Below are 26,015 nucleotides of genomic sequence, written 5' to 3'. Positions count from 1 at the left end.
GCGGGGCTCGGCGGTGTGGGGGCGGGGCCGGGTGTCAGTGGGGCGTGGCAGGATCGGAGACGTGGCAGAGACAGCATCGAAGAAGACCGACCAGACCTCCGGCGGGACCCGTCCGCGACTGATGCTCATGGACGGGCACTCGCTGGCCTACCGCGCGTTCTTCGCGCTGCCCGTGGAGAACTTCACCACCGCGACGGGCCAGCCGACGAACGCGATCTACGGCTTCGCGTCGATGCTGGCCAACACGCTGCGCGACGAGGCGCCCACGCACTTCGCGGTCGCCTTCGACGTCTCCCGCAAGACCTGGCGGTCCGAGGAGTTCACCGAGTACAAGGCGAACCGCTCCAAGACCCCGGACGAGTTCAAGGGCCAGGTCGAGCTGATCGGCGAGCTGCTCGACGCGATGCACGCCCCGCGCTTCGCCGTCGAGGGGTACGAGGCGGACGACGTCATCGCCACGCTCGCCACCCAGGCCGAGGCCGAGGGCTTCGAGGTGCTGATCGTCACGGGCGACCGGGACTCCTTCCAGCTGGTCTCCGAGCACACCACGGTGCTGTACCCGACGAAGGGCGTCTCCGAGCTGACCCGGTTCACCCCGGAGAAGGTCGTCGAGAAGTACGGACTGACGCCCGCGCAGTACCCCGACTTCGCGGCGCTGCGCGGCGACCCCTCCGACAACCTGCCCGGCATCCCCGGCGTCGGCGAGAAGACGGCCGCGAAGTGGATCAACCAGTTCGGCTCCTTCGCCGAGCTGGTCGAGCGCGTCGACGAGGTCAAGGGCAAGGCCGGGCAGAACCTGCGCGACCACCTGGAAGCGGTCAAGCTCAACCGCCGGCTCACCGAGCTGGAGCGCCGGGTCGAGCTGCCGAAGGGCGTTCTCGACCTGGAGCGGACCGCCTACGACCGCAAGGCCGTGGCGATGATCCTGGACACCCTGGAGATCAGGAACCCGTCGCTGCGCGAGCGGCTCTTCGCCGTCGACCCCGGCGGCGAGGAGGCCGAGGCCACCCCGGTCGTCGCGGACGGCGTGGAGCTGGACGGCACCGTCCTGGGCACGGGCGAGCTGACCGGCTGGCTCACCGAGCACGGCGCCGGGCCCCTCGGCGTCGCCACCGTCGACACCTGGGCGCTGGGCAGCGGCTCGGTCGCCGAGGTCGCGCTGGCCACGCCCGCGGGACCGGCCGCCTGGTTCGACCCGGCCGAGCTGGACGAGGCCGACGAGCGGGCGTTCGCCGCCTGGCTCGCCGACGCGGGCCGCCCCAAGGTGTTCCACAACGCCAAGGGCGCGATGCGGGTCTTCGCCGAGCACGGCTGGAGCGTCGAGGGCGTCACCATGGACACCGCCCTCGCCGCGTACCTGGTCAAGCCGGGCCGCCGCTCCTTCGACCTGGACGCGCTGTCCCTGGAGTACCTGCACCGCGAGCTGGCGCCCGCCGCCGCACCCGACGGGCAGCTCGCCTTCGGCGCGGACGACGGTGCCGAGGCCGAGGCGCTGATGGTGCAGGCCCGCGCGATCCTCGACCTGGGCGAGGCCTTCGAGGGCCGCCTCGAGGAGGTCGGCGCGGCGGACCTGCTCCGTGACATGGAGCTGCCGACGTCGGCGCTGCTGGCCCGCATGGAGCGGCACGGCATCGCCGCCGACCGGGCCCACCTGGAGGCCATGGAGCAGATGTTCGCGGGCGCCGTGCAGCAGGCGGTGAAGGAGGCGCACGCGGCGGCGGGGCACGAGTTCAACCTGGGCTCCCCCAAGCAGCTCCAGGAGGTCCTCTTCGGCGAACTGGCCCTGCCGAAGACGAAGAGGACGAAGACCGGCTACACCACGGACGCCGACGCGCTCGCCTGGCTCGCCACGCAGACCGACAACGAACTGCCGGTGATCATGCTCCGGCACCGTGAGCAGGCGAAGCTGCGCGTCACCGTCGAGGGCCTGATCAAGACGATCGCCGCGGACGGCCGCATCCACACCACGTTCAACCAGACGGTCGCCGCCACCGGCCGCCTGTCCTCGACCGACCCGAACCTGCAGAACATCCCGGTCCGCACGGACGAGGGCCGGGCGATCCGCCGCGGGTTCGTCGTCGGCGAGGGCTTCGAGTCCCTGCTGACCGCCGACTACAGCCAGATCGAGCTGCGGGTGATGGCCCACCTCTCCGAGGACGCCGGCCTGATCGAGGCGTTCACCTCGGGCGAGGACCTGCACACCACGGCGGCCGCCCAGGTGTTCTCCGTCGAGCGGTCCGCGGTGGACGCGGAGATGCGCCGCAAGATCAAGGCGATGTCGTACGGCCTGGCGTACGGACTGTCGGCCTTCGGCCTCTCCCAGCAGCTGAACATCGAGGCGGCCGAGGCGCGCGCGCTGATGGACGCGTACTTCGAGCGGTTCGGCGGGGTGCGGGACTACCTGCGCCGGGTGGTGGACGAGGCGCGGGCGACCGGCTACACGGCGACGCTCTTCGGCCGCCGCCGCTATCTGCCCGACCTCAACAGCGACAACCGCCAGCGCCGCGAGGCGGCCGAGCGCATGGCCCTGAACGCGCCGATCCAGGGCACGGCCGCGGACATCGTCAAGATCGCCATGCTGAAGGTGGACGGCGCACTGCGGGAGGCGGGCCTGACGTCCCGGATGCTCCTGCAGGTCCACGACGAGATCGTCCTGGAGGTCGCCCCCGGCGAGCGGCCGGCCGTGGAGGAACTGGTCCGCCGCGAAATGGCGGAGGCGGTCCGGCTCCGCGTTCCCCTGGGCGTCTCGGTGGGCGCGGGCCGGGACTGGGAGTCGGCCGCGCACTAGGTGTGTTGTCCCGGGACGTTGGTGACACGCGTGCTGGGTGCTTGAACGGGTGAGGGCCTTCCGGGTTCGGTGTGGATCGCGACGTCTGCACCGAAGTTCAGGAGGCCCTCGTGTCCCACCGCAATGCCCCGCTGACGCCGACCGGGAGGCTGCGTCTGGCCCGGTGTGTCGTGGACGACGGCTGGCCGCAGCGGCGCGGTCCGGTGGACCGCTTACCCGTGGTCACCGACTGCCGCCGGTGACCACGGACGACGCCCGCCGCCGTCCCCCCGGTGCCGCCCCGCCCCGCGGCGCCCTTCACCCGCGTGGCCCCTGCGAAGCGGCCCCCCGCACCCTCGCCCGCCAGGATGCGGGGCATGGGTATACGCATGCTTCACCGCAGAGCGGCACCCCCGCGGGCCGACGCCGACGGACCCACCCTCGAGGCGTTTCCGCCGGTTCCGGTCTTCGCGGCCGCCGCAAGCACCGCCCGCATCCCCGCCACCCTCGCGGCCGCGCTGCGGCAGGCCACGGCGGACCTCGGCCGTCGCATCGCCGCCGGCCGGTGGCGCACCGGCCACGCCCCCACCGCCGTGGGGCCCGTACGCCCCGGCGCACCGTCCGGGCCGCCCGGCGGTCCACCGCCCTGGCGGCTGTGGGCCGAACTGGCCCGCGGCTACCTCACGCTCGCCCTCACCCTGCTGCCCCGGCCCCGCCCGGTCCGCACGATCACGGTGTTCGTCGCGGCCGGCGAGACCCTCAGCGTGCGGCCGTACGGTCCGGCCGCCGCGTACCGGCGGTTCCAGGGTCCTGCGTGGCCGGGACCGGACGCCGCGCCCTGACGGCCGCCGCGTACACCGGCAGCGCGAGGACGAGTCCGGCGCCCGCCCCGAAGCACACCGTCGGGATCAGTTCCCAGGGCTTCGCGACCGAGCCCCAGTAGGCCCACCACCGCGAGGCCCGCTGCACCGCCGCCACCAGCGCGCAGCCGCCGAGCAGCGCGGCGGCCCACCACCGGTCCGCGACCGACAGGACCGGCACTCCCACCGGCGCGGCGGCCCGGGGCGTCCGGCGCAGCGCCCGCACCACGAACACGGCGATCACGAGCGCGGCCACCGCCGAGCCGCCGTACTGCAGGTACCAGTACAGGGGTGAGCCCGCCACCTTCTCGCCGAGCACGGGGAACACCCGCATCCCCCACCGGTCGAGGTGGGTGAAGGCGTCCCACACCACGTGCGTCAGCGCGCCGAGCACCGCCGAGGCGTACCAGCGCAGCACCAGGGACGGCCGCACGCGCGCGCGTGGCGCCCCGCAGCGCGACAGGACGGCAGGCCGCCCCTGCCGGGCCCGCGGCAGCAGCGCCACCAGCGGTTCGCGCACCAGCAGCCACAGTCCCACCAGCGCCCAGGCGATGAGCACGTCGACCGTGAACACGCCCGGGAAGGAATGCGTGACGTCCCCGAACCCCATCGCCCCGGGAAGGGCGCTCGCCGCGTAATAGGTCATGTCGGGAGCGAAGGAGCCCGCGACGAGCACGGCCGGAAGCAGCGGGCCCCGGCCGGTCCCGTCGGTGCGCACGGCGGGCAGCACCGCCGCCGCGTGGCTCAGCGTGAACGGCAACTCGGCTCCTCGTGGCAGACGTTGACGGGGCCGACGGGGCCCGGCGATCGGCGAGCCCCAGTATGCGGGACGCCCCGCACCGCCACCGGTCACGAACGAACGTGGCCAACGGGTGAATATCGGGCAGGAACGGGTGTCCGAGCAAGGGAAGTTGTCGTAGGGTCACGAGGGCCGTCGTGCCCGGGCGCAGGACGAACGGGTGCGGACGGAGGGCAACGGAACACGTCCACGCCCGCCGAGGGCAACCGGTGGGGTGGGTGGATCGTCACAACAGGGCGGACACGACAGACGTCGACGGACGCTCCGGCGTTCACGGGAGGGGTTCACTCTATGGCGGCGCAATTCGGCAGGCGGCTGCGCAAGGGAGCGGCAACCACCGCCGTGGCCGCGGCGGCGGTCGCGGCCCTGTCCGCGTCCCAGGCTCCGGGGGTGACGGTCGACGGTCAGGGCAGACAGACCGCCACGGACGCCACGCCCGCGCCCGAGGAGACCGCCGACGGCGTCGGCGCGACCGGCAACTCGCCGTACTACACGGACCTGCCGCCGCTCAACAGCCCCAACCCCTCACCGTCCGCGAGCACCGGCCCGAGCGCGTCCGGCAAGACCGAGGCCGGCATACCCGCGACCGTCCTCGACGCCTACAAGAAGGCGGAGGCCGCGCTGCGCGAGAAGAAGCCCGGCTGCAACCTGCCCTGGCAACTGCTCGCCGCCATCGGCAAGGTGGAGTCCGGTCAGGCCCGCGGCGGCCGGGTCGACGCCGACGGCACCACCCTCAGCCCGATCATCGGCCCGCAGCTCGACGGCAACGGCTTCGCGCTCATCAAGGACACCGACGACGGCGTCTACGACGGCAACAGCGCCTACGACAACGCCGTCGGCCCCATGCAGTTCATCCCGTCCACCTGGGAGTGGGCGGGCCGCGACGGCAACGGCGACGGCCGTGAGGACCCCAACAACATCTACGACGCCGCGCTCGCGGCCGGCCACTACCTGTGCCGCTTCGGCTGGGACCTGTCCGACCAGGGCGATCTCAACAAGGCGATCCTCAGCTACAACAACTCCACGGACTACCTGAACACCGTCCTGTCGTGGCTGGAGTACTACCGCAAGGGCACCCACGAGATCCCGGACGGCACCGGCTCGCTGCCCGTGGACCGCAGCGACGACCAGGACCGCGTGCGGCCGACCCCCTCGGCCCCGGGCACCTCCACGCCGGGGGCCGGCTCCCGGCCCGAGAAGCCGGCCGGCAGCAGCCCGAGCCCCAAGCCGCCGACCTCGCCCGGCACCCCGAGCAAGCCGCCCACGACGCCGCCGCCGACAACGCCGCCGCCGACGACGCCGCCGGGCACGCCGCCCACGCCCACCGACACGGTGGACCACCTGGAGGACGCCGGCACCGCGAAGCTCACCGCGATGGCGGGCGACGCGTTCGCCCAGAGGATCAGCACCCGCGCCGAGACGGACACCGGCAAGGCCGTGGCGAAGGTGCGGATCCGCTTCACCCTCGTCGGCGACACCGACACCACCTTCACCGGCGGCGAGAGCGTGGCCACCGTCGTCACCGACAGCTCGGGCGTCGCCGTGGCGCCCGAGCTGCGGGCGGGCGAGAAGACGGGCGACGTCACCGTCCGCGCCACCGTCGTCGGCCGCACGGTGCCGGGCCTCGACTACCGGGCCACCGTCACCGAGCGCGCCGCCGACACCCTCGTGCGCACCGGTGACGGGGCGCTCACCTGCACCGCGGGCGGCGAGTTCGCGGACCGGGTCGAGGTGAGGGCCACGTACGACGGTGCCGCCGCCGACGGGGTCGCGGCCACCGCCACGCTGATCACGTCGGCCGACGACCCGTCCCCGAACGACAAGGGCCCCTACTTCAAGGACGCCGACGGCAAGGCCGTCCGCACCCTCAGCGGCCTGGAGACGGACGCGGACGGCCTGCTGAAGCTGCCGCGGCTGTACGCCGACGACACCACCGGCACGTTCCTGCTCCGCGTCACCACCGCGGGCGGGGCCACCCTCACGGTCGAACTGACCGTGGCGGCGGCCGGGACGGCGTCACCGAGCCCGTCCGCCAGCCCGTCCGCGGACCCGTCGGCGAGTTCCGGCGCCTGACCGGACCGGCACCGGCGGACGGGGGCGCCCCTCCGGCGCGCGCACGGCGCAGGGGCGCCCCCCCCGCGCCCGCGCACGCCGGAGACGGGACCGGCGCGGCTCACCGCCCGAGCCGCGCGTTGGTGTGCCGGGTCGGCTCGGCGCCGGCCGGGTCCTCCGGCCACGGATGCCTGGGGTACCGCCCGCGCAGCTCCGCCCGCACGCCGCGGTAGCCGTCCTTCCAGAAGGAGGCGAGGTCGGCGGTCACGGCGGCCGGCCGCCCGGCCGGGGACAGCAGGTGCACCAGCAGCGGCACGCCGGCCACCCGGGGCGACTCCTGGAGCCCGAACATCTCCTGGAGCTTCACGGCGAGCACCGGCTGCTCCGGGTCGGAGTAGTCGATCCGGATGCCGGACCCACTGGGCACGGTGATCCGCTCGGGCGCCAGTTCGTCGAGCCGAGCGGCCTGCCCGGAGGCCCAGGGCAGCAGCCGTGCGAGCGCCTGCCCGGCGTCGATCCGCGCGAGATCGGCCCGCCTGCGGGCGCGGCTGAGCTCCGGCTCCAGCCACTCCGCCACGCGCGCGTGCAGTGCCTCGTCCGAGACGTCGGGCCACGGCTCGCCGAACCGACCGTGCAGGAACGCCAGCCGCTGCCGCAGCACGGTCGCCCCCGCCGGCCACCGCAGCAGCCCGAACCCCTCCCGCCGCAGCCCGTCCAGCAGCGCCGCCCGCACGAGCGAGGGGTCGGCGTCGGTGTGCGGGCGCACGGCCAGCTCCACCGCCCCCAGCCGCTCGACCCGCCGCGTCACGACGTCCCCGTCGGCCCAGCGGACCTCCTCGCGCGACTCCAGCAGCGTCCCCGCCGCCCGGCGCGCGACGTCCTCGTCGACGACCGCGCCGAGCCGCACCCGCGCGTGCCCCCGTCCCACGGGCCGGTCGGCCACGGCGACCGCGATCCAGGGCGCGCCGCGCAATCCGGTTCCCGCGCCGACCTCGGCACGGGTCCCGGACACCATCAGATACGAGCCGCCGTCCGCGCGGGCGACCCGCTCGGGAAAGGCGAGCGCGGCCACGAGCCCCACCCGGGCGTCCTCCCCGGCCGACCGCACCGGCGGGGAGGCGGGGCCCCGGGCGGACCGCCCGGGGCCCTCCGGGGTCTCCGGGCCCCCCGGGGTCTCCGGGGGCCCCGGGGCGTCGGAGACCTCCGAGGCGAGCGAGCGCAGCCTGCGCACCTCCGCCCGCCACCGCCCCGCGTACGCGTCTCCGCCGTGCCGCACGGCCCGCAGCGCACCGGCGAGATCGTCCCCGTACTCCCGCGGCGGCTCCTCACCGATCAGCGCGACCACCTCGGCCGCGAGCCCGGCGCCCACGGCCGGGGCCGCGTCCAGCAGCGCCCGCCCCAGCCGGGGATGCAGACCGAGCCGTGCGAGCCGCGCGCCCCGCTCCGTGGCCCTTCCGCCGGGGCCGACCGCCCCGATCGCCGCGAGGACGTCCCGGGCCGCCGCCATGGCCCCGCCCGGCGGGGGGTCCAGCAGCGCCAGCCCGGTGGCGTCCGGATCGCCCCAGCACGCCGCCTGGAGCGCGAACGCCGTCAGGTCGGCCACCTTGATCTCGGGGGAGGGGAACCGGGGCAGCCGCGCGTCCTCCGCCTCCGCCCAGCAGCGGTACACCGCACCCGGCGCCTCACGCCCGGCCCGGCCCGCCCGCTGCCGGCCGGCCGCCTGCGAGGCCCGCACCGTCGTCAGCGCGCTCAGCCCGCGCGCGTGGTCGACCCGGGGCTCCCGCGCGAGCCCCGCGTCCACGACCACCCGCACCCCGGGCACCGTCAGCGACGACTCCGCCACCGACGTCGCCAGCACCACGCGGCGCCGCTCTCCGGGAGACAGCACCGCGTCCTGCACGGCGGCCGGTGCCCGTCCGTGCACCTGGAGCACCTCGACACCGCCGAGATCCCCCAGCTGTCCGGCCACCCGGGCGATCTCGCCCACCCCGGGCAGGAACACCAGCACGTCCCCGTCCCGCTCGGCCAGCGCCCGCCGCACCACCGACGCCACGTGCGTCAGCAGCGCCGGATCGACCCGCGTGCCGTGCGGCGGCCGCACCGGACGCGCGGGCGGCGCCCACACCACCTCCACCGGGTACGCGGCGCCCTGCGCCTCGACCACCGGCGCGCCGCCCAGCAGCCGCGCCCAGCCGTCGGCGTCCGTCGTCGCCGACGCGGCCACCAGACGCAGTTCCGGGCGCAGGGTCTCGCGCACGTCCCACAGGAACGCAGCCGCCGTGTCCGCGTCCAGGTGCCGCTCGTGGCACTCGTCGAGCACCACCACGTCCACGCCGGGCAGCTCCTGGTCGCGCTGCAGGCGCTGCAGGAGCACACCGGTCGTGACGACCTCCACGCGCGTGTGCCGGCCGACCGTCCGCTCCCCGCGCACGGTGAAACCGACGGACCCGCCGACCCGCTCGCCCAGCAGCCACGCCATCCGCCGTGCCGCCGCGCGGGCCGCGATCCGCCGCGGCTCGGCGACCACGACCCGCCGCGCGGGCCCGTCACCGAGCAGCCCCGCCAGCGCGAGCGGCACCAGGGTCGTCTTGCCGGTCCCGGGCGGCGCCACCAGCACGGCGGTGCCGTGCGCGTCGAGGGCGCCGGCCAGTCCGGGCAGGGCGTCCCGCACGGGAAGGGCGTCCAGGGCGTCGTGACGGATCACGCGCTCAGTCCCGTACGCACACGAAGACGGCCGTTCCCGGGATCAGGCCGCCGCGCAGCGGGGACCAGCCGCCCCACTCGGAGGTGTTCCAGGCCGGCCACTCCGGCTCCACCAGGTCCACCAGGCGGAAGCCCGAGGCGACGACGTCGCGGACGCGGTCGCCGAGCGTCCTGTGGTGCTCGACGTACACCGCGCGGCCCTCCTCGTCCTGCTCGACGTAGGGCGTGCGGTCGAAGTACGACCCGGACACGCTCAGCCCCTCCGGGCCGGGCTCGTCCGGGAACGCCCAGCGGATCGGGTGCGTGACCGAGAAGACCAGCCGGCCGCCGGGCCGCAGCACCCGGTGCACCTCGCGCAGCACCAGCCGCGGATCGGCGACGAAGGGCAGCGCCCCGTACGCCGAGCAGACCAGGTCGAAGGAGCCGTCCGCGAAGGGGAGCGCGATCGCGTCGGCGCACACCAGGGGGAACGACCCGCCGATGCGCAGCGCGTGCTGCAGCTGCCGGTGCGAGAGGTCCAGGGCCACCGGGCGCGCGCCCCGGGCGGCCAGCCAGCGCGAGCACTGCGCCGCGCCGGCGCCCAGCTCCAGGACGTCCCTGCCCTTCAGGTCCTCCGGCGGACCGAGCAACTCGGCCTCCACCTCGTCCAGGCCCTCGGGGCCCCACACGAAGCGGTCGTCGCCGAGGAAGGCGCCGTGCTCGACCTGGTACTCGTCCGCGTTGCGGTCCCACCAGCCCCGGTTGGCGCGGGAGCTCTCCGCGACTCCGGCCTCCCGCCGGGTCGCCTCCGGTTCGGGTGCTTCGGGCTCTTGGATGATGGGCTCCCTCGTCGTACTCTTCCGTCCAGTCCGTCCCCGGCGTGTCGCCACGGGGGCGCGACACGGCCTGCGCGGCCCCGGCGCATCCGGTGGTGCGGCTCCGCCATGGGAGGGAATTGTGCCGGTTGTGCGGCGATCCGCCCCGGGTGGGCGGCTTCGCGCATTGACCCTGCCCGGCTGCCCCCGTATGCTACAAGTTGCGCTGCGGGCCTGCGCACCTCAGACGTAGCAGGCTGCGCTCGCATCTGTTGTATGTCCCCTCGGTTGTCGAGGCGCCATCACTGTCACCGGTGAGGCGCTTCCTTGGCTGTCCGGCTTCTGCAGAGCGAAACGGGCTCCGGCGTAGCAGTACCTACGACTTCAATGTCCGTACCGGAGCCCTTTCCCACATGACGAGCAGCACCGAGACCACCGCCACCACCCCGCAGGTAGCGGTCAACGACATCGGTAACGAGGAAGCATTCCTCGCAGCGATCGACGAGACGATCAAGTACTTCAACGACGGCGACATCGTCGACGGCGTCATCGTGAAGGTCGACCGGGACGAGGTCCTGCTCGACATCGGTTACAAGACCGAAGGTGTCATCCCGAGCCGCGAGCTCTCGATCAAGCACGACGTCGACCCGAACGAGGTCGTCGCCGTCGGCGACGAGATCGAGGCCCTGGTCCTCCAGAAGGAGGACAAGGAAGGCCGCCTGATCCTCTCGAAGAAGCGCGCCCAGTACGAGCGTGCCTGGGGCACCATCGAGAAGATCAAGGAAGAGGACGGCATCGTCACCGGTACCGTCATCGAGGTCGTCAAGGGTGGTCTCATCCTCGACATCGGCCTCCGCGGCTTCCTGCCGGCGTCCCTGGTCGAGATGCGCCGTGTCCGCGACCTCCAGCCCTACGTGGGCAAGGAGCTCGAGGCGAAGATCATCGAGCTGGACAAGAACCGCAACAACGTGGTCCTGTCCCGCCGTGCCTGGCTGGAGCAGACCCAGTCCGAGGTCCGCCAGACGTTCCTCACGACCCTCCAGAAGGGTCAGGTCCGCTCCGGTGTCGTCTCCTCGATCGTCAACTTCGGTGCCTTCGTGGACCTGGGTGGCGTCGACGGTCTGGTCCACGTCTCCGAGCTGTCCTGGAAGCACATCGACCACCCGTCCGAGGTCGTCGAGGTCGGCCAGGAGGTCACCGTCGAGGTCCTCGACGTCGACATGGACCGCGAGCGCGTCTCCCTGTCGCTGAAGGCGACCCAGGAAGACCCGTGGCAGCAGTTCGCCCGCACCCACCAGATCGGCCAGGTCGTGCCCGGCAAGGTCACGAAGCTGGTTCCGTTCGGTGCGTTCGTCCGCGTGGACGAGGGCATCGAGGGTCTGGTCCACATCTCCGAGCTGGCCGAGCGCCACGTGGAGATCCCGGAGCAGGTCGTCCAGGTCAACGACGAGATCTTCGTCAAGGTCATCGACATCGACCTCGAGCGCCGCCGCATCAGCCTCTCGCTGAAGCAGGCCAACGAGTCCTTCGGTGCCGACCCGACGGCGGTCGAGTTCGACCCGACCCTGTACGGCATGGCCGCGTCCTACGACGACCAGGGCAACTACATCTACCCCGAGGGCTTCGACCCGGAGACCAACGACTGGCTGCCGGGCTACGAGAAGCAGCGCGAGGAGTGGGAGCGCCAGTACGCCGAGGCGCAGCAGCGCTTCGAGCAGCACCAGGCGCAGGTCATCAAGTCCCGCGAGGCGGACGCCCAGGCCGCTGCCGAGGGTGGCGAGGCCGCCGCTCCGGCCGCGTCCGGCGGCGGTTCGTACTCCTCCGAGGGCGGCGACAGCTCCGGCGCGCTGGCCTCGGACGAGGCGCTGGCCGCGCTGCGCGAGAAGCTGGCCGGCGGACAGAGCTGAACGCTGACCGCTGAGGCCTAGCGGCTGACCGAGGGGCCGTACCTTTCGAGGTGCGGCCCCTCGGCGTCGTCCCGGGCGGGCCGGCGGTCGGCTGCGGGCCGACGGCGGCTCGTCGCGCCCACGCGGCGGAAGCCGCGTGTCGGTGCGGCCCCGCGCCCTGAGGGAGTCGCCCACACCCCTGATGAGGGATTGCCGTCACCGGGGAATGTCAGTGCCGCGTGTCACGTTGTGCAGTACGGACACGAGGAGGAGCGGTCACTGTGCTTGATCCGCAGGATTTGTACGCCTGGGAGCCGAAGGGGCTGGCCGTCGTCGACATGGCGCTCGCCCAGGAGTCGGCCGGACTTGTCATGCTCTACCACTTCGACGGATACATCGACGCGGGGGAGACCGGCGACCAGATCGTCGACCGGCTGCTCGACTCGCTGCCCCACCAGGTCGTCGCCCGGTTCGACCACGACCGGCTGATCGACTACCGCGCCCGGCGCCCGCTGCTGACCTTCACCCGCGACCGCTGGAGCGACTACGAGGTGCCCGCCCTCGAGGTGCGCCTCGTCCAGGACACCACCGGAGCCCCCTTCCTGCTGCTCTCCGGGCCCGAACCGGACGTGGAGTGGGAGCGCTTCGCCGCGGCCGTGCGGCAGATCGTGGAACGGCTCGGCGTCCGCCTGTCGGTGAACTTCCACGGCATCCCGATGGGCGTCCCGCACACCCGCCCCGTCGGTCTCACCCCGCACGGCAACCGCACCGACCTCGTCCCGGGCCACGGCGGCTCCTTCGACGAGGCGCAGGTCCCCGGCAGCGCGGAGGCCCTCGTCGAGTACCGGCTCATGCAGGCCGGACACGACGTCCTGGGCGTCGCCGGGCACGTCCCGCACTACGTCGCCCGCTCCCCGTACCCGGACGCGGCGCTCACCGTCCTGGAGGCCATCACGGCCGCGACCGGACTGGTCCTGCCCGGCGTCGCGCACGCCCTGCGCACCGACGCCCACCGCACCCAGACGGAGATCGACCGTCAGGTCCGGGAGGGCGACGACGAACTCACCGCCCTCATCCAGGGCCTGGAGCACCAGTACGACGCCGCCGCGGGCGCCGAGACCCGGGGCAACATGCTCGCCGAGCCGGTGGAGATCCCGTCGGCGGACGAGATCGGGCGCGAGTTCGAGCGGTTCCTGGCGGAGCGCGAAGGGGACGGCTGACGGGAGCCGGCGGTGGGGCGGGTCCGCCCGAGGACCCGGCGGTGCCAGGCCCTAAGCTTCCGCTCATGCTGAAGGTGGGCCTGACCGGCGGGATCGGCGCCGGCAAGAGCGAGGTGTCCCGGCTGCTCGTCGAGTGCGGGGCGGTGCTGATCGACGCGGACCGCATCGCGCGGGAGGTCGTCGCGCCGGGGACACCCGGTCTCGCGGCGGTCGTGGACGCCTTCGGCGAGGACGTGCTCGCCGCGGACGGCAGCCTGGACCGGCCCAGGCTGGGCTCCGTCGTCTTCGCGGACCCGGAGAAGCTGGCCGTCCTCAACTCGATCGTCCACCCCCTGGTGGGCGCCCGCTCCCGTGAACTGGAGGCGGCCGCCGCCGAGGACTCCGTCGTCGTCCACGACGTCCCCCTCCTCACCGAGAACGGCCTCGCCCCCCTCTACGACCTCGTGATCGTCGTCGACGCGAGCCCCGGGACCCAGCTCGACCGGCTCGTGCGGCGGCGCGGCATGACCGAGGAGGACGCCCGCGCGCGCATGGCCGCCCAGGCGACCCGCGAGCAGCGCCGGGAGATCGCCGACATCGTCATCGACAACGACGTGCCGCTCGACGCGCTGGAGCGGCGCGTGAAGGACGTGTGGGCCGACCTCGTCCGCAGAGCACGGGCGTCCCGGCGGGCCCCTCGGGAATAACGGCCCCGGACGGAGGCGTTGGACCCTCCAGCGAGGGAAGGATTGAGCCGTGCCCGAGACCAGTGGTTCGACCGGACGTACGCCGGAGACGCATGTCATCGACTTCCGCGCCGCCGAGCAACTGCTCGCCTCCCGGGACCCGCAGGGCGCGGTGAAGCTGCTCGACGGCGTCATCGACGTCCACCCGGAGAACACCGCCGCACGGCTGCTGCGCGCGCGTGCCTTCTTCGCCGCGGCCCAGCTGCGCCCCGCCGAGCTGGAGTTCTCCCTCGTCCTGGAGCGCGAACCGGACAACGCCTTCGCCCACTTCGCCCTCGCCCGCACCTACCAGCGCCAGAACCGCCCCCGCCCGGCCAAGCGCCACTTCCGGCTGGCGGCGGCGCTGGACCCGAACCCGGAGTACCTCGAGGCGGCGCGCTTCGAGGCGTGAGCGGCCCGGACCCGCCGCCGCCCCGAGCCCGGCCGCCCGCCGCTACGGCCGGCTGCTCGGCGGCTCGTACGGCGGGACGTCGCGGCCCGGCTGGTAGTGGGCGCCCTGGCGGATGCGCCGCACGACGACGGCCAGGTCGACCACGACGACCAGCCACAGCAGCCCGCAGGCGAGCGCCCAGCCGGGGCGCCCCGCGATCGCGAACGCCGCGGTCCCGAACACCGTCCAGACCACGCCCCAGACGCTCAGCCAGAACCGCATCCGCAGAGCACTGCGCGCGGTCACCGGTTCACTCCCCGTACGCTTCACGATCACCACTCCCGTCCGTGACTCCCCTCCGTTCCGGGTTCCCCGTGAGCCGAGGCCGGCTGACTCGATCGGGTGAATCCGCGACGCGTGGGAACGGGCGTGCGGAGGCGGACCGTTGGACGGGCATGGAGCTGAAAATGCGTGAGGGGTACGAGGGGACGGGTCCCGGGGCGATCACCCCGGACGGCTGCGCGGTGGAGCTCTACTCGCGGCTGCCCGTCGGGGACGAGCCGGACATCATCGCCGCGGCGGTGCCCGCGGGCGCGCGCATTCTGGAGCTGGGCAGCGGCGTCGGGCGGATGACCCACGCCCTGCTGGAACGCGGCTTCGCGGTCACGGCGGTGGACGAGTCCGCCGAGATGCTGGAGCGCGTGCGCGGGGCGCGGACGATATGCGGCCCCATAGAGAGGCTCGACCTGGGCGAGACGTTCGACGTGGTGCTGCTGGCGTCGTTCCTGGTGCACGTGGGGGACGTCGAGGTGCGGCGGGGGATGCTGCGCACCTGCGTGCGACACCTGGCGAAGGGAGGGTGCGTGCTGATCCAGCGGGAGGGCGAGGACTACCACACCGACGTGCCGCGCGAGCGGGTGGACCCCGCCGGCTTCACCGTGCGGATCGTGTCGTCGGAGCCGGTCGGCGACGGGGTCGACTCGGTGCACGCGGAGTACGTGTTCCCGGACGCGACCTGGACGCAGACCTTCCGGGCACGGCCGTTGACACGGCAGCAGTTCGAGGGGGCGCTGAGGGAGGAGGGCCTCAGGGTGGACCGGTACCTGACGGCGGACCGGGTGTGGGTGAGGGCGGTGCCGGTGACGGGAGACTGAGGGCGGTATCCCCTGCGGGCGGCGATGAGTTCGGGGGCGGAGCGCGGTCTACCCCTGTGACAGCGACACGGACCACTTCCCACAGGAGACCCCATGTCCGAGACCACCGCTCCCGCCGCGAAGACCGCTTCCGCGACCTCCGTCTCTCCAGGGGCCGTCGTCGCCGGGGCCGCGACCGCACGCGGGCGGCGCGCCCGTATCGCGCTGCGCGGACTGCAGGTGCTGCTCGCCCTCTTCTACGCGGTCGCGAGCGCCCTGCCCAAGCTGATCGCGCACTCCTCGGCCGTCGAGCCCTTCGAGGAGATGGGCTGGGGCAGCACGGGCATGTACGCCATCGGGGTGCTCGAACTCGCGGGAGCGATCGGCCTGTTGGTCCCGGTGCTGCAGTCCGTGGCCGCGATCGGGCTGGGCGCGATGATGGTGGGCGCGTTCGTGGTGCAGATGACCGTGTTCGACGGTCAGCACGCGGTGACGCCGCTCGTCCTGATCGTGCCGCTCGCCCTCATCGCCTGGGCGCGGCGGAGCCACAACGCGGAGCTGCCGCGGCTGCTGCGGTCGGTGCGCCGAGAGGGCTGACGTGGCCGTCGCCGTACGGATCGCCTTCGGTGGTGCGCGGGGCTCCACCGGGCGGTGCCCGGGGGCGCCCCTCCCGGACACCGTGCGTTCACGGCCGGGGCGCACCGCCGGAGCCCTTGCCGCGAGCCTTGCGGCCACCGGTTGCCCCACGGCCGGTGGTCCCACCGCGGCCGCCGGGTCCGCCACGACCGGTGGACCCGCGACGGCCACCGGGCTCACCGGGTGCGAGGCCAGGGTCACCGGTCCCGCCCGGCCCGTCGAACCCGCCCGGTGCGCCGAACCCGCCCGGTGCGCCGAACGGACCCGGTCCGCCCAGGCCGCGCAGGCGCTCCAGTTCGCGGCGGTCGCGCTTGGTGGGGCGGCCCGTGCCGCGGTCGCGGATCCCGGCCGGGGCGACGGCCTCGCGGGGCGGTGGCGGCGGCGAGTTGTCGATGTAGCACTGGGCGGCGACCGGGGCGCCGACCCGCTTGCGGATCAGCCGCTTGACGACGACGATCCGCTCCCGGGTCTCGGCCCGAAGACGCACCTCGTCACCGACGCGGACGGAGTGCGCGGGCTTCACCCGCTCGCCGTTCACGCGCACGTGCCCGCCCCGGCAGGCGGCGGCGCCGAGGGAACGCGTCTTGACCAGGCGCACCGACCAGATCCAGCTGTCGATCCGGACCGTCTCGCCGGGCTGCGGCCCGGCCGCCTCGGCGGCCGCCACGGCAGCGGCGATCTTCGGGTCCGGGGGAGTCGCCGCCTCCTCGGCGGCCCCGTTCGCCGCCCCCGCCGTGTCCCCGGCCCCACGCGTCTTGTCGTACTCCGCACCCTCAGAAGCCATGTCCCCGACCTTAGCCCTCCTCCTCGGCGGACCGTACCTGCTTTTCGAGCGGCGCCACGACCTGCAGGATCGTCGCCGTACCGGCCACGGGCCGGCCCTCGTGCATCGTGATCACCGTGCCGGGCGTCAGGTGCCGCCACCGGTCGGGACTGAGCGGAGCCAGCCGCACCGGGGCGCTCTCGCCCGGCCCCAGGCGCTCCGCGCCCTCCACCCACACCGCGGCGATGTACATCTCACGCCCGCCGTCGGCCGTCACACGGCCGATGTCCCACACCGGCCTGAGCTGCCCCTGCCCCGCGAACGCGGTCCGCCGCCGGCCCTCCCGCGCCGACGGCAGACTCAGCACGGCACGGAAGGTGCCGTGCCGGACCTCGCCCTCACGCCAGCCGCACCACTGCGCGGCTCGTTCCAGCATCATCTGGCGGGCCGCGGTCTCGAGCAGCGACCAGAAGGCCACGGGGACGGGGTGCTCGTCCCCGAACTCCATCAGCAGGTCGAGCACGAACCCCCACTCCCGCCGGTGCTGGAAGTCGCGCACGTCGTCGACGGTCGCACCGATGCCGATCCGGGCGTCGCGGGGGAGCAGTCCGGTCGCCCGCCGCAGCAGGGTGAAGGCGTCGTCCATGCGGGACATTGTCCGGGCCGACCGGACCGCCTCCCCCGTCCCCCCCGGGGGACCCCTACCGTGGAGTCATGGACCCCGGCGGCCTCACCGAACTCGACCGGCGCATCGCGGGCTGCCGTGCCTGCCCCCGGCTGGTCGACTGGCGCGAGGAGGTCGCCCGCACCAAGCGCGCCGCCTTCGCGGACTGGACGTACTGGGGGCGGCCGGTGCCCGGCTTCGGGCCGCCGGACGCCCGGCTGCTGATCATAGGGCTGGCGCCCGCCGCGCACGGCGGCAACCGCACGGGACGCATGTTCACCGGGGACCGCTCCGGGGACGTGCTGTACCGGGCGCTGTACGACGTGGGGCTCGCCTCGCAGCCGACCTCCGTGCACGCCGGGGACGGCCTGGAGCTGCGCGGCGTACGCGTCACCTCGCCCGTGCACTGCGCCCCGCCCGCCAACAAGCCCACCCCTGGGGAACGGGACACCTGCCGGCCCTGGCTGGTGCAGGAGCTGCACCTGCTGCGGCCGACGGTGCGGGCCGCGCTCGTCCTCGGCGCCTTCGGCTGGCAGGCCGCGCTGCCCGCCTTCGCCGGGGCCGGCTGGACGGTGCCCCGGCCGCGCCCCGCCTTCGCACACGGCGCCCACGTCACGCTGCCCGTCGCCGACGGCCCCGGCCTGCACCTCTTCGGCTGCTTCCACGTCAGCCAGCGCAACACCTTCACCGGCCGGCTCACCCCCGGGATGCTCCGGGAGGTGCTGCGCACGGCGGCCGAGGCGGCGGGGCTGCCCACGCGGAAATGAGCCGCCCGCCCGCCGCACGGCCGCTACGGTGCCCGGATGAGCCTGTATCCGGAGATCGAACCGTACGACCACGGCATGCTCGACGTCGGTGACGGCAACCGCGTGTACTGGGAGACCAGCGGTAACCCGCAGGGCAAGTCCGCACTGGTGCTGCACGGCGGACCGGGCTCCCGCACGAGCCCGAACCTCCGGCGGTACTTCGACCCGGCCGCGTACCGGATCGTGCTGCTCGACCAGCGCGGTGCCGGACGCTCGACACCCCGCGCGAGCGACCACGCCACCGACATGAGCGTCAACACGACCGCCCACCTCATGGCGGACCTGGAGCGGCTGCGCGCCCACCTGGGGATCGAGCGGTGGCTGGTGTGGGGCGTGTCCTGGGGATCGGTCCTGGGGCTGCGGTACGCGCAGACGCACCCCGGGGTGGTGTCCGAGCTGGTGCTGACGGGGGTCGCCACCGGGTCCGACCAGGAGGTCGCCCTGCTGACCCGGGGGCTGGGGAAGATCTTCCCGGAGGCCCACGAGCGGTTCCTCGCCGAGCTGCCCGCCGACGAGCGCGACGGCGACCCGGCCGCCGCGTACAACCGGCTGCTGGAGTCGCCCGACCCCGAGGTGCGGGAGCGGGCCGCACGGGCCTGGACCGACTGGGAGACGGCGACGATCCCCGCCCCGCCCGGCTCGGTCGCGCGGTTCCGGGACCCGGAGTTCCGCATGGGCTTCGCCCGCACCGTCACGCACTACTGGGGCAACGGCCACTTCCTCGGCGAGGGCGGCGACGAGGGCGTCGTCCTCCGGGACGCCCACCTGCTGAGGGGCGTCCCCGGCACCCTGGTGCAGGGCAGCCTCGACTTCGGCAACCTCCTCGGCATCGTCTGGCGGCTCCACCACGCCTGGCCGGACAGCGAGCTGGTGATCGTGGACGAGGCCGGCCACGACGCCGGCGCCGTCGGGGACGACGCACTGGTGGCGGCGACGGACACGTACGCGCGGGGCGGCGGCTGACGGTCGCCCCACGGCGGCCGCGTGGGCGGGTCCCCACGGCCGCCGGACGGGCGGACCCCTACGGCCGCCACACGTACCGCACGTCCGGCTCCCGCTCCTCGTTCCCGTCGCCGTCCGTCCGTTCCACGGCCGTGAAGCCGTGCCGTTCGTAGAAGCGGTGCGCGGGCGCGTTGACCTGGAAGGTCCACAGGGAGAGACCGCCGGGGCTGCGCTCCTTGGCGAGCGTGACGAACCGGTCACCGAGCCCGCGCCCGCGCCAGTCGGGGGCGAGGTACAGCTGCGCCAGTTCCTCGCCCTCCAGCACCATGACGCCGACGACGTCCCCGTCCGGGATCTCGGCGACCCACGTCTCGCGCAGGGGCACGAGGACGTGACGGAAGTAGGCGTGCACCTCGTCGTCGGAGCGGGGCCGGACCACGGTCGGCAGTGCGGCGGCGAAGGACCGCAGCCAGACGCCCGCCGCGGCGTCGGCGTCGGCGGACGAGACGGCCCTGCGCACCGCGACGGTCCGGCTGCCGGACGTCACGAGGCCGCAGCGGACGGGTCAGGGACGACGGCCGTCGCCGTGATCTCCACGAGCTGCCCGGTGTATCCGAGGCAGGCCACACCGAGCAGGGTCGACGAGTGGGGCCCGGTGCTCAGCCCGGACGCCTCGACCACGTCCCACACGGCGGAGAGCACGGCGGGGTCGTCGGCCACCACGTACACGTCGGTCGACACGACGTGCGCCAGATCGCTGCCGACGGCGCGCAGTTGCTCCTCCAGATTGGCCAGCACCCGCTCGGCCTGCCGCACCGGGTCCCCCTCGCCGACGAGCTTCCCCTCCGCGTCGAGCGGAACCGACCCGGCGAGGAACGCCAGCCTGGTGCCCGCCTCGACGACGGAGGCGTGGGAGTACGTGGGCGGAGGGAAGAGACTGGGGACGGTGACGCGCCGGATCACGCGGGCTCCGATCTTCCAGGGAGTCATGGCGGACAACCCACCGATCATCAGGGTCCCGCCGCGCCACCGCATCCGTTTTTTCGCTCGCCCCCCGCTCGGCCCCCTCGTAGCCTTCCCATCGATCCACAGCACACCCTCCGTCCGCCAGGAGCCGCAGCCGTGCCCTCCCTCCCCGACCGGCCCTTCCTCGAAGCGACCGCCGACCGGCTCGCCGCCCTCCCCGGCGTCCGGGCCGTCACCCTCGGCGGCTCGCGCGCCCAGGGCACCGAACGGCCGGACAGCGACTGGGACCTGGCGGTCTACTACCGGGGGTCCTTCGACCCCGACGACCTGCGCGCGGTCGGCTGGGAGGGCGAGGTCTCCGGGATCGGCGGCTGGGGCGGAGGGGTCTTCAACGGCGGCGCCTGGCTGACGATCGACGGGCGCCGGGTCGACGTCCACTACCGCGACCTCGACGTCGTCGAGCACGAGCTGGCGGAGGCGGAGCAGGGCCGGTTCCGCGTCGAGCCGCTGATGTTCCACCTCGCCGGCATCCCCACCTACCTGCTGGTCGCGGAGCTCGCGATCAACAAGGTGCTGCGCGGCGACCTGCCCCGCCCCGCCGCCTACCCGCGGGCCCTGCGCGCGTCCGCCCCGCCCCGCTGGCACGGCACGGCCGCCGCCACCCTCGCCTACGCGAAGGCCGGCCACGCGCCCCGGGGCGCCCTCACCCAGGTCGCGGGGGCCGTCGCCGTCGCCGCGACCCACACCGCGCACGCGGTCACGGCGGCGCGGGGGGAGTGGGTGACCAACGAGAAGGGGTTGGTCGAGCGGGCGGGGCTGAAGGCCGTGGACGCGTTGGTGGAGACCCTGACCGGACGCCCGGACCATCTCGTCCGGGCGGTCACGGACGCGGAGGAGCTGTTCCGCCGGGCCGTGGAGACGGCCCGGCGGCGGTCCGGCTGAGCACCGGCGGGCTCGCGGGAGCCGGTCCGGGCGCGCCGGCCGCGGCCCGCCGGGACCACGGGCGGGCGGCGCCGCGTCAGTGCCGGGCGAACTGGACGCGCGTCGGCTGGACGGCGTCCGGCCGCACGGCGATGCCGTCGACGGTCAGCCGCTCCCCGTAGATGTCGGTGAGTCTCAGGGGGCCGCCGCATCCGGTGCCGTCGGGGGAGAGGAAGTAGTTGTACTCGGTACGGGTCAGTTGCCGCCATCCCGAGCCGGTGGCGACCTCCAGCCGGGCCAGCGGGTTGCGGTGGCCGATCGCCTGGACGCCGCACCAGTGGCGGCTGGAGCCGGTCTTGTAGCGGATCGAGACGGTGTCGGACGTGCCGGGACTGAGCAGGCTCCACGTGATCGGGATCCGCCCGGTGGAGAGGCCCGCGAGCTTGCCGAAGGCCTCCCTGCTCAGGTCGAGCTGCCCGGGCGCGCAGGGCGAGGGGCACTCGTTGGTGATCCGGACCGTCACGGAGGCGCCGCCGGCCGCGCGGACGAGGAGGTACGCCCCGCACGCCTTGGACGTCTCGTAGTCGGCGGTGTTCATCGCCGCGGTCATGCGGTCGGGGCTCGGGCCGTACAGACAGGCCCCGTCGCCGTCCCCGGCGTCGTAGTGGGTGGCGACCCCGCTGTAGGCGGTGCCGGGCTCGATCCGTCCCGCCAGCGGCGCCCCGCCGGACGCCGGGCGTGCGGCGGGCGCGGGGGTGGCCCCGCGTGACGGCCGGGCCGACGGCGGCGTCGCGGAGGACTCGGGGGCCGGGGACGCGGTGGACGGCTCAGCCTCCGGCGTCCGCCCGGTCGTCTCGGTCGCCGTGGGAGGGACGCCCGGCCGGGCGTCGGTGGTGGTGGCGGGCGTGGCCGTGGCCCGCACGGGGCCGGACCCGCCGTCACGGGCGAGGGCGACGACCAGCGACACGAGGAGCCCGACGGCTGCCGCGGCGGCGGCCGGGACCAGGACGCCGCGCCGCTCGCGGCGGGGGCGGCGGTGGGAGGGGGATGCCACGGATGAGTCCTTACGTGGTTCGGGAGGACACGCGTTTCCGATTCGGCAGTGGTCGCAGCCGCCGGAAAGGTTGCCGGGCGTTCGGCAGCGGCGCGCCGGAAGGAGTTCCGCCCGCACGGGCTTGCCGGGGCCGACGGGCCGGGTCGGCGGACCGGTGCCGGACGGAGGGAAAACCGCGAGCCCTTCGAGCACCGCCCGGTCATGATGGCCCGGTGGATCCTGTGCTGTGCGGGCTCGCCGCGAACCCGGCCCTGCCGTCCGGCCTCGTCGACCGGCTGATCGGGACCGCGGACGACGACCTCGCCGCGGAACTCGCCGTGCGCGCCGACCTCAGCAGGGCGCAGACGCTCGCGCTGGCGGCGCGCGGCGACAAGATCGCCGCGCGACTCGCGTACGAGGGGCGGCTGACGGCCCGTGACGTCGACCCCCGCACACGGCCGCGCGCCGCGCTGGCCCTCCTCGAGGAGGGCGCGGGCCGGCCCGAGTGGCCGCGTCCGCTCGCGGCGGACCCGGACGTGGAGCGCCGGGAGAAGCCGGCCGCCTGCCCGGACCTGCCGCCGGACGTGGTGGCGACGCTCGCCGCCGACCCGGAGGTACGGGTCGTGGCGGAGCTCGCCCTGTGGACGACGCCGGACACGGCCGCCCGGCTCGCGGAGCATCCGCACGCCGGGGTCCGGTCCGCGGTGGCCGCCAACGAGAGGACCCCGCCGGCCGTGCTGGCCGCACTGATCGACGGCGAAGGACTGCCTCCGGCGCGGCGGTGCCCGGTCTGCGACCGGGAGCGGGCGCCGTTCGTCCACGACCCGTCCTGCCCGCGGACCGACTGCGACCTGCCTCCGGGCGCCTCCTGCGACGGGCTCCCACGAGTCCACCGTGCGGGACACGTGGCACAGGGCGGCGCGGAATCCGGCCACACCGGTCGGCGCCGTCCTCCGCTTCGCCGCACACCCCTCGCCGTGGCTGCGCGACGCGCTCGCCGCCCGTCCCGACCTGCCGCCGCACGTCGGACGGCGGCTCGCCGAGGACCCCGTCCCCGGCGTCCGGGCCGAACTCGCCGGGAACCCGGCGATCGACGAGGCGCTGATGCGCGTACTGGCCGCCGACGGCGGTCACGACGTGCGGCACGGGCCGGCACACCACCCGAACGTCCCGCTCGACGTGCTCACGCACCTGGCCGGCACCACGAGGATCGGCCCGGTCCTGCTCCCCCGGATCGCCGGCGCCTCCCCGGAGGAGGTCGCGGGCCTGGCGGCGTCACCGGCCCCCGAGGTGCGCATGCTCGTGGCGGCGCGACGCGACCTGCCCCCGGGGAGGCGGGACGCGCTGGCCGCCGACCCCGACGCGAAGGTGGTCGCCTCGGTCGCGCCCCACCCGGGCCTGTCCGAAGCGCGGTTGCGCGCCATGGCCGACCGGCACGGCGGCCGGGTCGTCGCCGGTGTGGCGGCCAATCCGGACGCCCCGTCCGCGCTGCTGGAGGACCTGGCCCGGCGGGAGCGGGCGGTGCGCAGGGCCCTGCGCGACATCGCCGGGCACCGGAACGCGACGGCCCGGGCCCTGCTGCCCTGCCTCGCGGACGAACGGGCCAGGCGGGTGGCCGCCGGTCACCCGGCCCTGCCGGAGCAGGCGATCGTCGAGCTGCTCGGTGACGGGGACCGGCAGGTCGTGGAGGCGGCGGCCGCCAATCCGTCGCTGCCGGGCGCGGTGATGTCCCGCCTGGTGCCCCGGGCACGGCCCGCCCAGGACGGGCCGTCCTCCGGCGGGGCCCTCGCGCCCTCGGTCCGCAGGGGTTCCCCCGGTCCCGGTGGGGCGGGGACGGGACACAGCCGGTTGCGTTCATGAAGAACGCGCCCTCCGCCCGGATCGTCACATCCCGGAAACACGGCTGTTCACTCCTCTCCGACCACCCCGCTTACCGTGGACACCACGCCCCGGCCCGGTCACCGTCGCCCGCGAGCCCACCCCGCCCCGACACGACGACTGGAGCCCCGTGTCACGGTCCGTCCCCGCCCCGCCCCTCTGGCTCGCCCACGCCCTGCGGACCCAGCGGGGGCCGGTCCCCTGGAGCGCGGTCGTGCGGGGCGCGCTGGGCGGCGGGCCCCTGCTGGCCGCGGCCGTCCTCGCCGGCCGGCCGACCCTCGGCGTCGCCGCCGCCATCGGCGCCATGCTCGCCGGGATCAACGACCGGCCCGGCAGCCGACGGGCCTCGGTCGGGCGGATCGGGGGGCCCGCGCTCGCGGGTGCGGCCGGGCTGGCCGTCGGCACGTACGCCGGGGACCACACCCCGGCGGTCCTGCTCACGCTCCTGCTGACCGGCCTCGGCCTGGTCGCGGGCGGGATCAGCGCCCTCGGGCCCGTCGGCTCCTCCGTCGGCACCCAGGTGCTGGTCGGGGCCGCCGTCGGTGCCGGGATGCCGTTGCCCGAGCCGGGGTGGCAGCGCGCGCTCGCCTTCCTCACCGGGGCCGGCTGGCTGCTCCTGCTGCGGCTGGCGCTGCCCACGCCGGGCTCGTTCGCCGGGGACTTCCGGTTCGACGGGGAGCGGGAGGCCGTCGCCGGGGTGTACGAGGCCGTCGCCGCGCTGCTCGACGCCGCCGGGTCGGAGGAGGCCACCGCGCGGCGCGCCGCGCTCACCGCCGCCCTCGACCACGCGCAGGACGCGCTGGCCGGGCCCCGGCTGCGGCGGTACGCCTCCTCCGCGGCCGAGCGCCGGCTGCACGCGCAGTACGCCGCCGCGCTCCCCCTCGCCGAAGCCGCCACCGCGCTGGCCTGGGCGGGGGAGCCCGTGCCCGCCCGCGCCGGCGAGGGCCCCCGGCGCCTCGCCGCCGTCGTACGCGACGGCACCCGGACCGGCCGCCTTCCCGCACCCTCCCGCACCGCCCCGGCGCTGCGCGCCCTCGACGACGCCCTCCTGCACGCCGCCGCGGTGTTCGACCGGGCCGAGGGCGGTGACCTGCACACGCGCCGCAGGTCCCGCGCCGCCCTCACCGGTACCGTTCTCGGCGTCCGGGGGCGGGAGTACGGAATGCGGGTCGCCCTCTGCTTCGGCGCCGGCGTCGCGATCGCCCAGGCCCTGCACCACGCCCGCTGGTACGGGGAGCACGAGCACTGGTACTGGCTGCCCGCCACCGCCGTCTTCCTCGTCAAACCCGACCTCGGGCCGCTCGCCTCCCGGGTGCTGTGCCGGGCCGCCGGAACCGTGCTCGGGGCGCTCCTCTTCGCGGGACTCGCCGCCGTGCTGCCCCGGCCGGAGGGGCTCGTCGCGCTGGTGGCGGTCAGCGGGGCGCTCATCCCCGTCGCCACCCGGCACTTCGCCGCGCAGACCACCGTCGTCACCGTGCTCGTGCTCGCCCTGGTGATGGCCGGCGGCGAACCCGAGGTCTCCGCCGTCCGGATCGGTGAGACGCTGCTGGCCTGCGTCGTCGTGCTGGTCGTCGGACATCTGCCGGTGCCGGGACAGCGCGGCGACGGCATCCGCGCCCGGCTCGCCGAAGCGGGCGTCGCCGCGCACGCGTACCTCGCCCACGTGCTCGACGGGACCGGTGACCGCGCCGCCCGCTGGGCCCTGCGCCGCGAGGCCTACCGCACCCTCGCCGAGGCCCGCACCGCCATCGCCCTGGCCTCCGCCGAACTCCCCCCGCTGGCCCGGCACACCGACGGCACGGACGAGATCGCCGCCCTCCTCGAACAGTTCGTCGACACCGTCACCGCCTGCGCCGTCCACCTCGACGACACCGGGCGGATCGACCCCCGGCACACCGAGCGGCTCGCCGGACTCCGGGACGAACTCGCCCGGCGCCGCGACCGGGTGGGGCTGCGCCTGCCGGAGCCGCTGGGCGGGGCTCGCGGGGAGACCGGGGCGGGTGCCCGGCCCGCCCCGCGGCCGTCCCTCGCGACCGTCCCGCGACGGGTGAGCCGCGGTTCGGCCCACCCGGACCGGGACGGCGCCGTACGGTGACG

The 26,015-nt window shown here is 75.0% G+C and carries 23 protein-coding genes and 1 pseudogene; 15 read left to right on the top strand and 9 right to left on the bottom strand.

Annotated elements, in window-relative coordinates:
- The first annotated feature begins 61 nt into the window (after nucleotides 1-61).
- The 3 genes from polA to FHS37_RS01170 all read left to right on the top strand — a co-directional run bounded on the left by polA (nucleotide 62) and on the right by FHS37_RS01170 (nucleotide 3,609).
- The gene (gene polA, locus FHS37_RS01175; protein WP_184817088.1) at nucleotides 62-2,788 is read left to right on the top strand and encodes a DNA polymerase I; all 2,727 of its coding nucleotides are present in this window, start codon (nucleotides 62-64) and stop codon (nucleotides 2,786-2,788) included.
- 110 nt (nucleotides 2,789-2,898) lie between these two features.
- Nucleotides 2,899-3,030 (top strand): hypothetical protein, encoded by a 132-nt coding sequence (locus FHS37_RS40425; RefSeq protein WP_268254575.1) that lies wholly within the window; start codon nucleotides 2,899-2,901, stop codon nucleotides 3,028-3,030.
- Nucleotides 3,031-3,144: 114 nt separating this feature from the next.
- Nucleotides 3,145-3,609 (top strand): hypothetical protein, encoded by a 465-nt coding sequence (locus tag FHS37_RS01170; protein WP_184817087.1) that lies wholly within the window; start codon nucleotides 3,145-3,147, stop codon nucleotides 3,607-3,609.
- On the opposite strand, the gene FHS37_RS01165 is transcribed toward FHS37_RS01170, so the two are convergent.
- Complete coding sequence (locus FHS37_RS01165; RefSeq protein WP_184817086.1) at nucleotides 3,527-4,387, bottom strand: DUF4184 family protein; 861 nt, start codon at nucleotides 4,385-4,387, stop codon at nucleotides 3,527-3,529. The two genes, FHS37_RS01170 and FHS37_RS01165, sit on opposite strands and share 83 nt — an antisense overlap.
- A gap of 330 nt (nucleotides 4,388-4,717) precedes the next feature.
- Here FHS37_RS01165 and FHS37_RS01160 point away from each other — a divergent pair, with 330 nt between their 5' ends.
- The gene (locus FHS37_RS01160) at nucleotides 4,718-6,499 is read left to right on the top strand and encodes a lytic transglycosylase domain-containing protein (protein WP_184817085.1); all 1,782 of its coding nucleotides are present in this window, start codon (nucleotides 4,718-4,720) and stop codon (nucleotides 6,497-6,499) included.
- Between the two features lie 100 nt (nucleotides 6,500-6,599).
- On the opposite strand, the gene hrpB is transcribed toward FHS37_RS01160, so the two are convergent.
- The gene (gene hrpB / locus FHS37_RS01155; protein WP_184817084.1) at nucleotides 6,600-9,182 is read right to left on the bottom strand and encodes an ATP-dependent helicase HrpB; all 2,583 of its coding nucleotides are present in this window, start codon (nucleotides 9,180-9,182) and stop codon (nucleotides 6,600-6,602) included.
- A 4-nt stretch (nucleotides 9,183-9,186) separates the two neighbouring features.
- Nucleotides 9,187-10,050 (bottom strand): class I SAM-dependent methyltransferase, encoded by an 864-nt coding sequence (locus tag FHS37_RS01150; protein WP_229889719.1) that lies wholly within the window; start codon nucleotides 10,048-10,050, stop codon nucleotides 9,187-9,189.
- Nucleotides 10,051-10,388: 338 nt separating this feature from the next.
- Here FHS37_RS01150 and rpsA point away from each other — a divergent pair, with 338 nt between their 5' ends.
- The 4 genes from rpsA (at nucleotide 10,389) to FHS37_RS01130 (ending at nucleotide 14,197) form a co-directional block, all read left to right on the top strand.
- The gene (gene rpsA, locus FHS37_RS01145; RefSeq protein WP_184817083.1) at nucleotides 10,389-11,882 is read left to right on the top strand and encodes a 30S ribosomal protein S1; all 1,494 of its coding nucleotides are present in this window, start codon (nucleotides 10,389-10,391) and stop codon (nucleotides 11,880-11,882) included.
- A gap of 260 nt (nucleotides 11,883-12,142) precedes the next feature.
- On the top strand, nucleotides 12,143-13,081 hold the full coding sequence (locus tag FHS37_RS01140) for a PAC2 family protein (protein WP_184817082.1): 939 nt from the start codon (nucleotides 12,143-12,145) through the stop codon (nucleotides 13,079-13,081).
- A 65-nt stretch (nucleotides 13,082-13,146) separates the two neighbouring features.
- Nucleotides 13,147-13,767 carry a dephospho-CoA kinase gene (gene coaE, locus FHS37_RS01135; protein WP_184817081.1) on the top strand — a complete coding sequence of 207 codons (621 nt, stop codon included), beginning with the start codon at nucleotides 13,147-13,149 and terminating at the stop codon, nucleotides 13,765-13,767.
- A gap of 49 nt (nucleotides 13,768-13,816) precedes the next feature.
- A complete protein-coding gene (locus FHS37_RS01130; protein ID WP_159531688.1) occupies nucleotides 13,817-14,197 on the top strand; it encodes a tetratricopeptide repeat protein in 381 nt (126 codons plus the stop codon).
- A 42-nt stretch (nucleotides 14,198-14,239) separates the two neighbouring features.
- On the opposite strand, the gene FHS37_RS01125 is transcribed toward FHS37_RS01130, so the two are convergent.
- Complete coding sequence (locus FHS37_RS01125; protein WP_184817080.1) at nucleotides 14,240-14,515, bottom strand: DUF6343 family protein; 276 nt, start codon at nucleotides 14,513-14,515, stop codon at nucleotides 14,240-14,242.
- Between the two features lie 116 nt (nucleotides 14,516-14,631).
- On the opposite strand from FHS37_RS01125, the gene FHS37_RS01120 reads away from it, so the two are divergent.
- Nucleotides 14,632-15,330 carry a class I SAM-dependent methyltransferase gene (locus FHS37_RS01120; protein ID WP_184817079.1) on the top strand — a complete coding sequence of 233 codons (699 nt, stop codon included), beginning with the start codon at nucleotides 14,632-14,634 and terminating at the stop codon, nucleotides 15,328-15,330.
- Between the two features lie 93 nt (nucleotides 15,331-15,423).
- Entirely contained in the window at nucleotides 15,424-15,906 is a 483-nt protein-coding gene (locus tag FHS37_RS01115; protein WP_184817078.1) for a DoxX family protein, read from the top strand.
- Nucleotides 15,907-15,994: 88 nt separating this feature from the next.
- Here the strand turns inward: FHS37_RS01115 and FHS37_RS01110 are convergent, their stop codons facing one another.
- Nucleotides 15,995-16,729, bottom strand: coding sequence for an Hsp15 family ribosome-associated heat shock protein (locus FHS37_RS01110; protein WP_184817077.1), 735 nt, complete (start codon nucleotides 16,727-16,729; stop codon nucleotides 15,995-15,997).
- A 10-nt stretch (nucleotides 16,730-16,739) separates the two neighbouring features.
- Entirely contained in the window at nucleotides 16,740-17,354 is a 615-nt protein-coding gene (locus FHS37_RS01105) for a hypothetical protein (protein ID WP_229889721.1), read from the bottom strand.
- A 68-nt stretch (nucleotides 17,355-17,422) separates the two neighbouring features.
- Here FHS37_RS01105 and FHS37_RS01100 point away from each other — a divergent pair, with 68 nt between their 5' ends.
- Nucleotides 17,423-18,139 carry a uracil-DNA glycosylase gene (locus tag FHS37_RS01100; RefSeq protein WP_184817075.1) on the top strand — a complete coding sequence of 239 codons (717 nt, stop codon included), beginning with the start codon at nucleotides 17,423-17,425 and terminating at the stop codon, nucleotides 18,137-18,139.
- 36 nt (nucleotides 18,140-18,175) lie between these two features.
- The gene (gene pip / locus FHS37_RS01095) at nucleotides 18,176-19,141 is read left to right on the top strand and encodes a prolyl aminopeptidase (protein WP_184817074.1); all 966 of its coding nucleotides are present in this window, start codon (nucleotides 18,176-18,178) and stop codon (nucleotides 19,139-19,141) included.
- A 58-nt stretch (nucleotides 19,142-19,199) separates the two neighbouring features.
- Here pip and FHS37_RS01090 read toward each other — a convergent pair whose 3' ends face one another.
- Together FHS37_RS01090 and FHS37_RS01085 are read right to left on the bottom strand one after the other, a co-directional pair.
- Complete coding sequence (locus FHS37_RS01090; protein WP_184817073.1) at nucleotides 19,200-19,667, bottom strand: GNAT family N-acetyltransferase; 468 nt, start codon at nucleotides 19,665-19,667, stop codon at nucleotides 19,200-19,202.
- Entirely contained in the window at nucleotides 19,664-20,083 is a 420-nt protein-coding gene (locus FHS37_RS01085; RefSeq protein ID WP_184817683.1) for a RidA family protein, read from the bottom strand. Before FHS37_RS01085 ends, FHS37_RS01090 begins: the two co-directional genes overlap by 4 nt.
- A 159-nt stretch (nucleotides 20,084-20,242) precedes the next feature.
- On the opposite strand from FHS37_RS01085, the gene FHS37_RS01080 reads away from it, so the two are divergent.
- Nucleotides 20,243-21,028: a nucleotidyltransferase domain-containing protein gene (locus FHS37_RS01080; protein ID WP_184817072.1), complete on the top strand. Its 786-nt coding sequence runs from the start codon at nucleotides 20,243-20,245 to the stop codon at nucleotides 21,026-21,028.
- 76 nt (nucleotides 21,029-21,104) lie between these two features.
- Here the strand turns inward: FHS37_RS01080 and FHS37_RS01075 are convergent, their stop codons facing one another.
- Nucleotides 21,105-22,061 carry an expansin EXLX1 family cellulose-binding protein gene (locus FHS37_RS01075; protein WP_184817071.1) on the bottom strand — a complete coding sequence of 319 codons (957 nt, stop codon included), beginning with the start codon at nucleotides 22,059-22,061 and terminating at the stop codon, nucleotides 21,105-21,107.
- 212 nt (nucleotides 22,062-22,273) lie between these two features.
- Between FHS37_RS01075 and FHS37_RS01070 the strand changes: the two are divergent.
- Together FHS37_RS01070 and FHS37_RS01065 are read left to right on the top strand one after the other, a co-directional pair.
- A pseudogene (locus tag FHS37_RS01070) lies at nucleotides 22,274-23,789 on the top strand (hypothetical protein); the annotation flags it as partial.
- Nucleotides 23,790-24,048: 259 nt separating this feature from the next.
- Nucleotides 24,049-26,013: an FUSC family protein gene (locus FHS37_RS01065; RefSeq protein WP_184817070.1), complete on the top strand. Its 1,965-nt coding sequence runs from the start codon at nucleotides 24,049-24,051 to the stop codon at nucleotides 26,011-26,013.
- Nucleotides 26,014-26,015 lie beyond the last annotated feature (2 nt).

This window comes from Streptomyces griseomycini, from assembly GCF_014203535.1.
Lineage (GTDB): Bacteria > Actinomycetota > Actinomycetes > Streptomycetales > Streptomycetaceae > Streptomyces > Streptomyces griseomycini.
Note: the sequence above shows the minus strand (reverse complement) of the source record. Positions and strands in the feature narration are given on the sequence as shown.

Coding starts and splice junctions, on each gene's coding strand:
- FHS37_RS01120 (WP_184817079.1), top strand. CDS start 14,632: ATGGAGCTGAAAATGCGTGAGGGGTACGAGGGGACGGGTCCCGGGGCG.
- pip (WP_184817074.1), top strand. CDS start 18,176: ATGAGCCTGTATCCGGAGATCGAACCGTACGACCACGGCATGCTCGAC.
- FHS37_RS01115 (WP_184817078.1), top strand. CDS start 15,424: ATGTCCGAGACCACCGCTCCCGCCGCGAAGACCGCTTCCGCGACCTCC.
- FHS37_RS01105 (WP_229889721.1), bottom strand. CDS start 17,354: ATGGACGACGCCTTCACCCTGCTGCGGCGGGCGACCGGACTGCTCCCC.
- FHS37_RS01110 (WP_184817077.1), bottom strand. CDS start 16,729: ATGGCTTCTGAGGGTGCGGAGTACGACAAGACGCGTGGGGCCGGGGAC.
- FHS37_RS01100 (WP_184817075.1), top strand. CDS start 17,423: ATGGACCCCGGCGGCCTCACCGAACTCGACCGGCGCATCGCGGGCTGC.
- FHS37_RS01160 (WP_184817085.1), top strand. CDS start 4,718: ATGGCGGCGCAATTCGGCAGGCGGCTGCGCAAGGGAGCGGCAACCACC.
- rpsA (WP_184817083.1), top strand. CDS start 10,389: ATGACGAGCAGCACCGAGACCACCGCCACCACCCCGCAGGTAGCGGTC.
- coaE (WP_184817081.1), top strand. CDS start 13,147: ATGCTGAAGGTGGGCCTGACCGGCGGGATCGGCGCCGGCAAGAGCGAG.
- FHS37_RS01170 (WP_184817087.1), top strand. CDS start 3,145: ATGGGTATACGCATGCTTCACCGCAGAGCGGCACCCCCGCGGGCCGAC.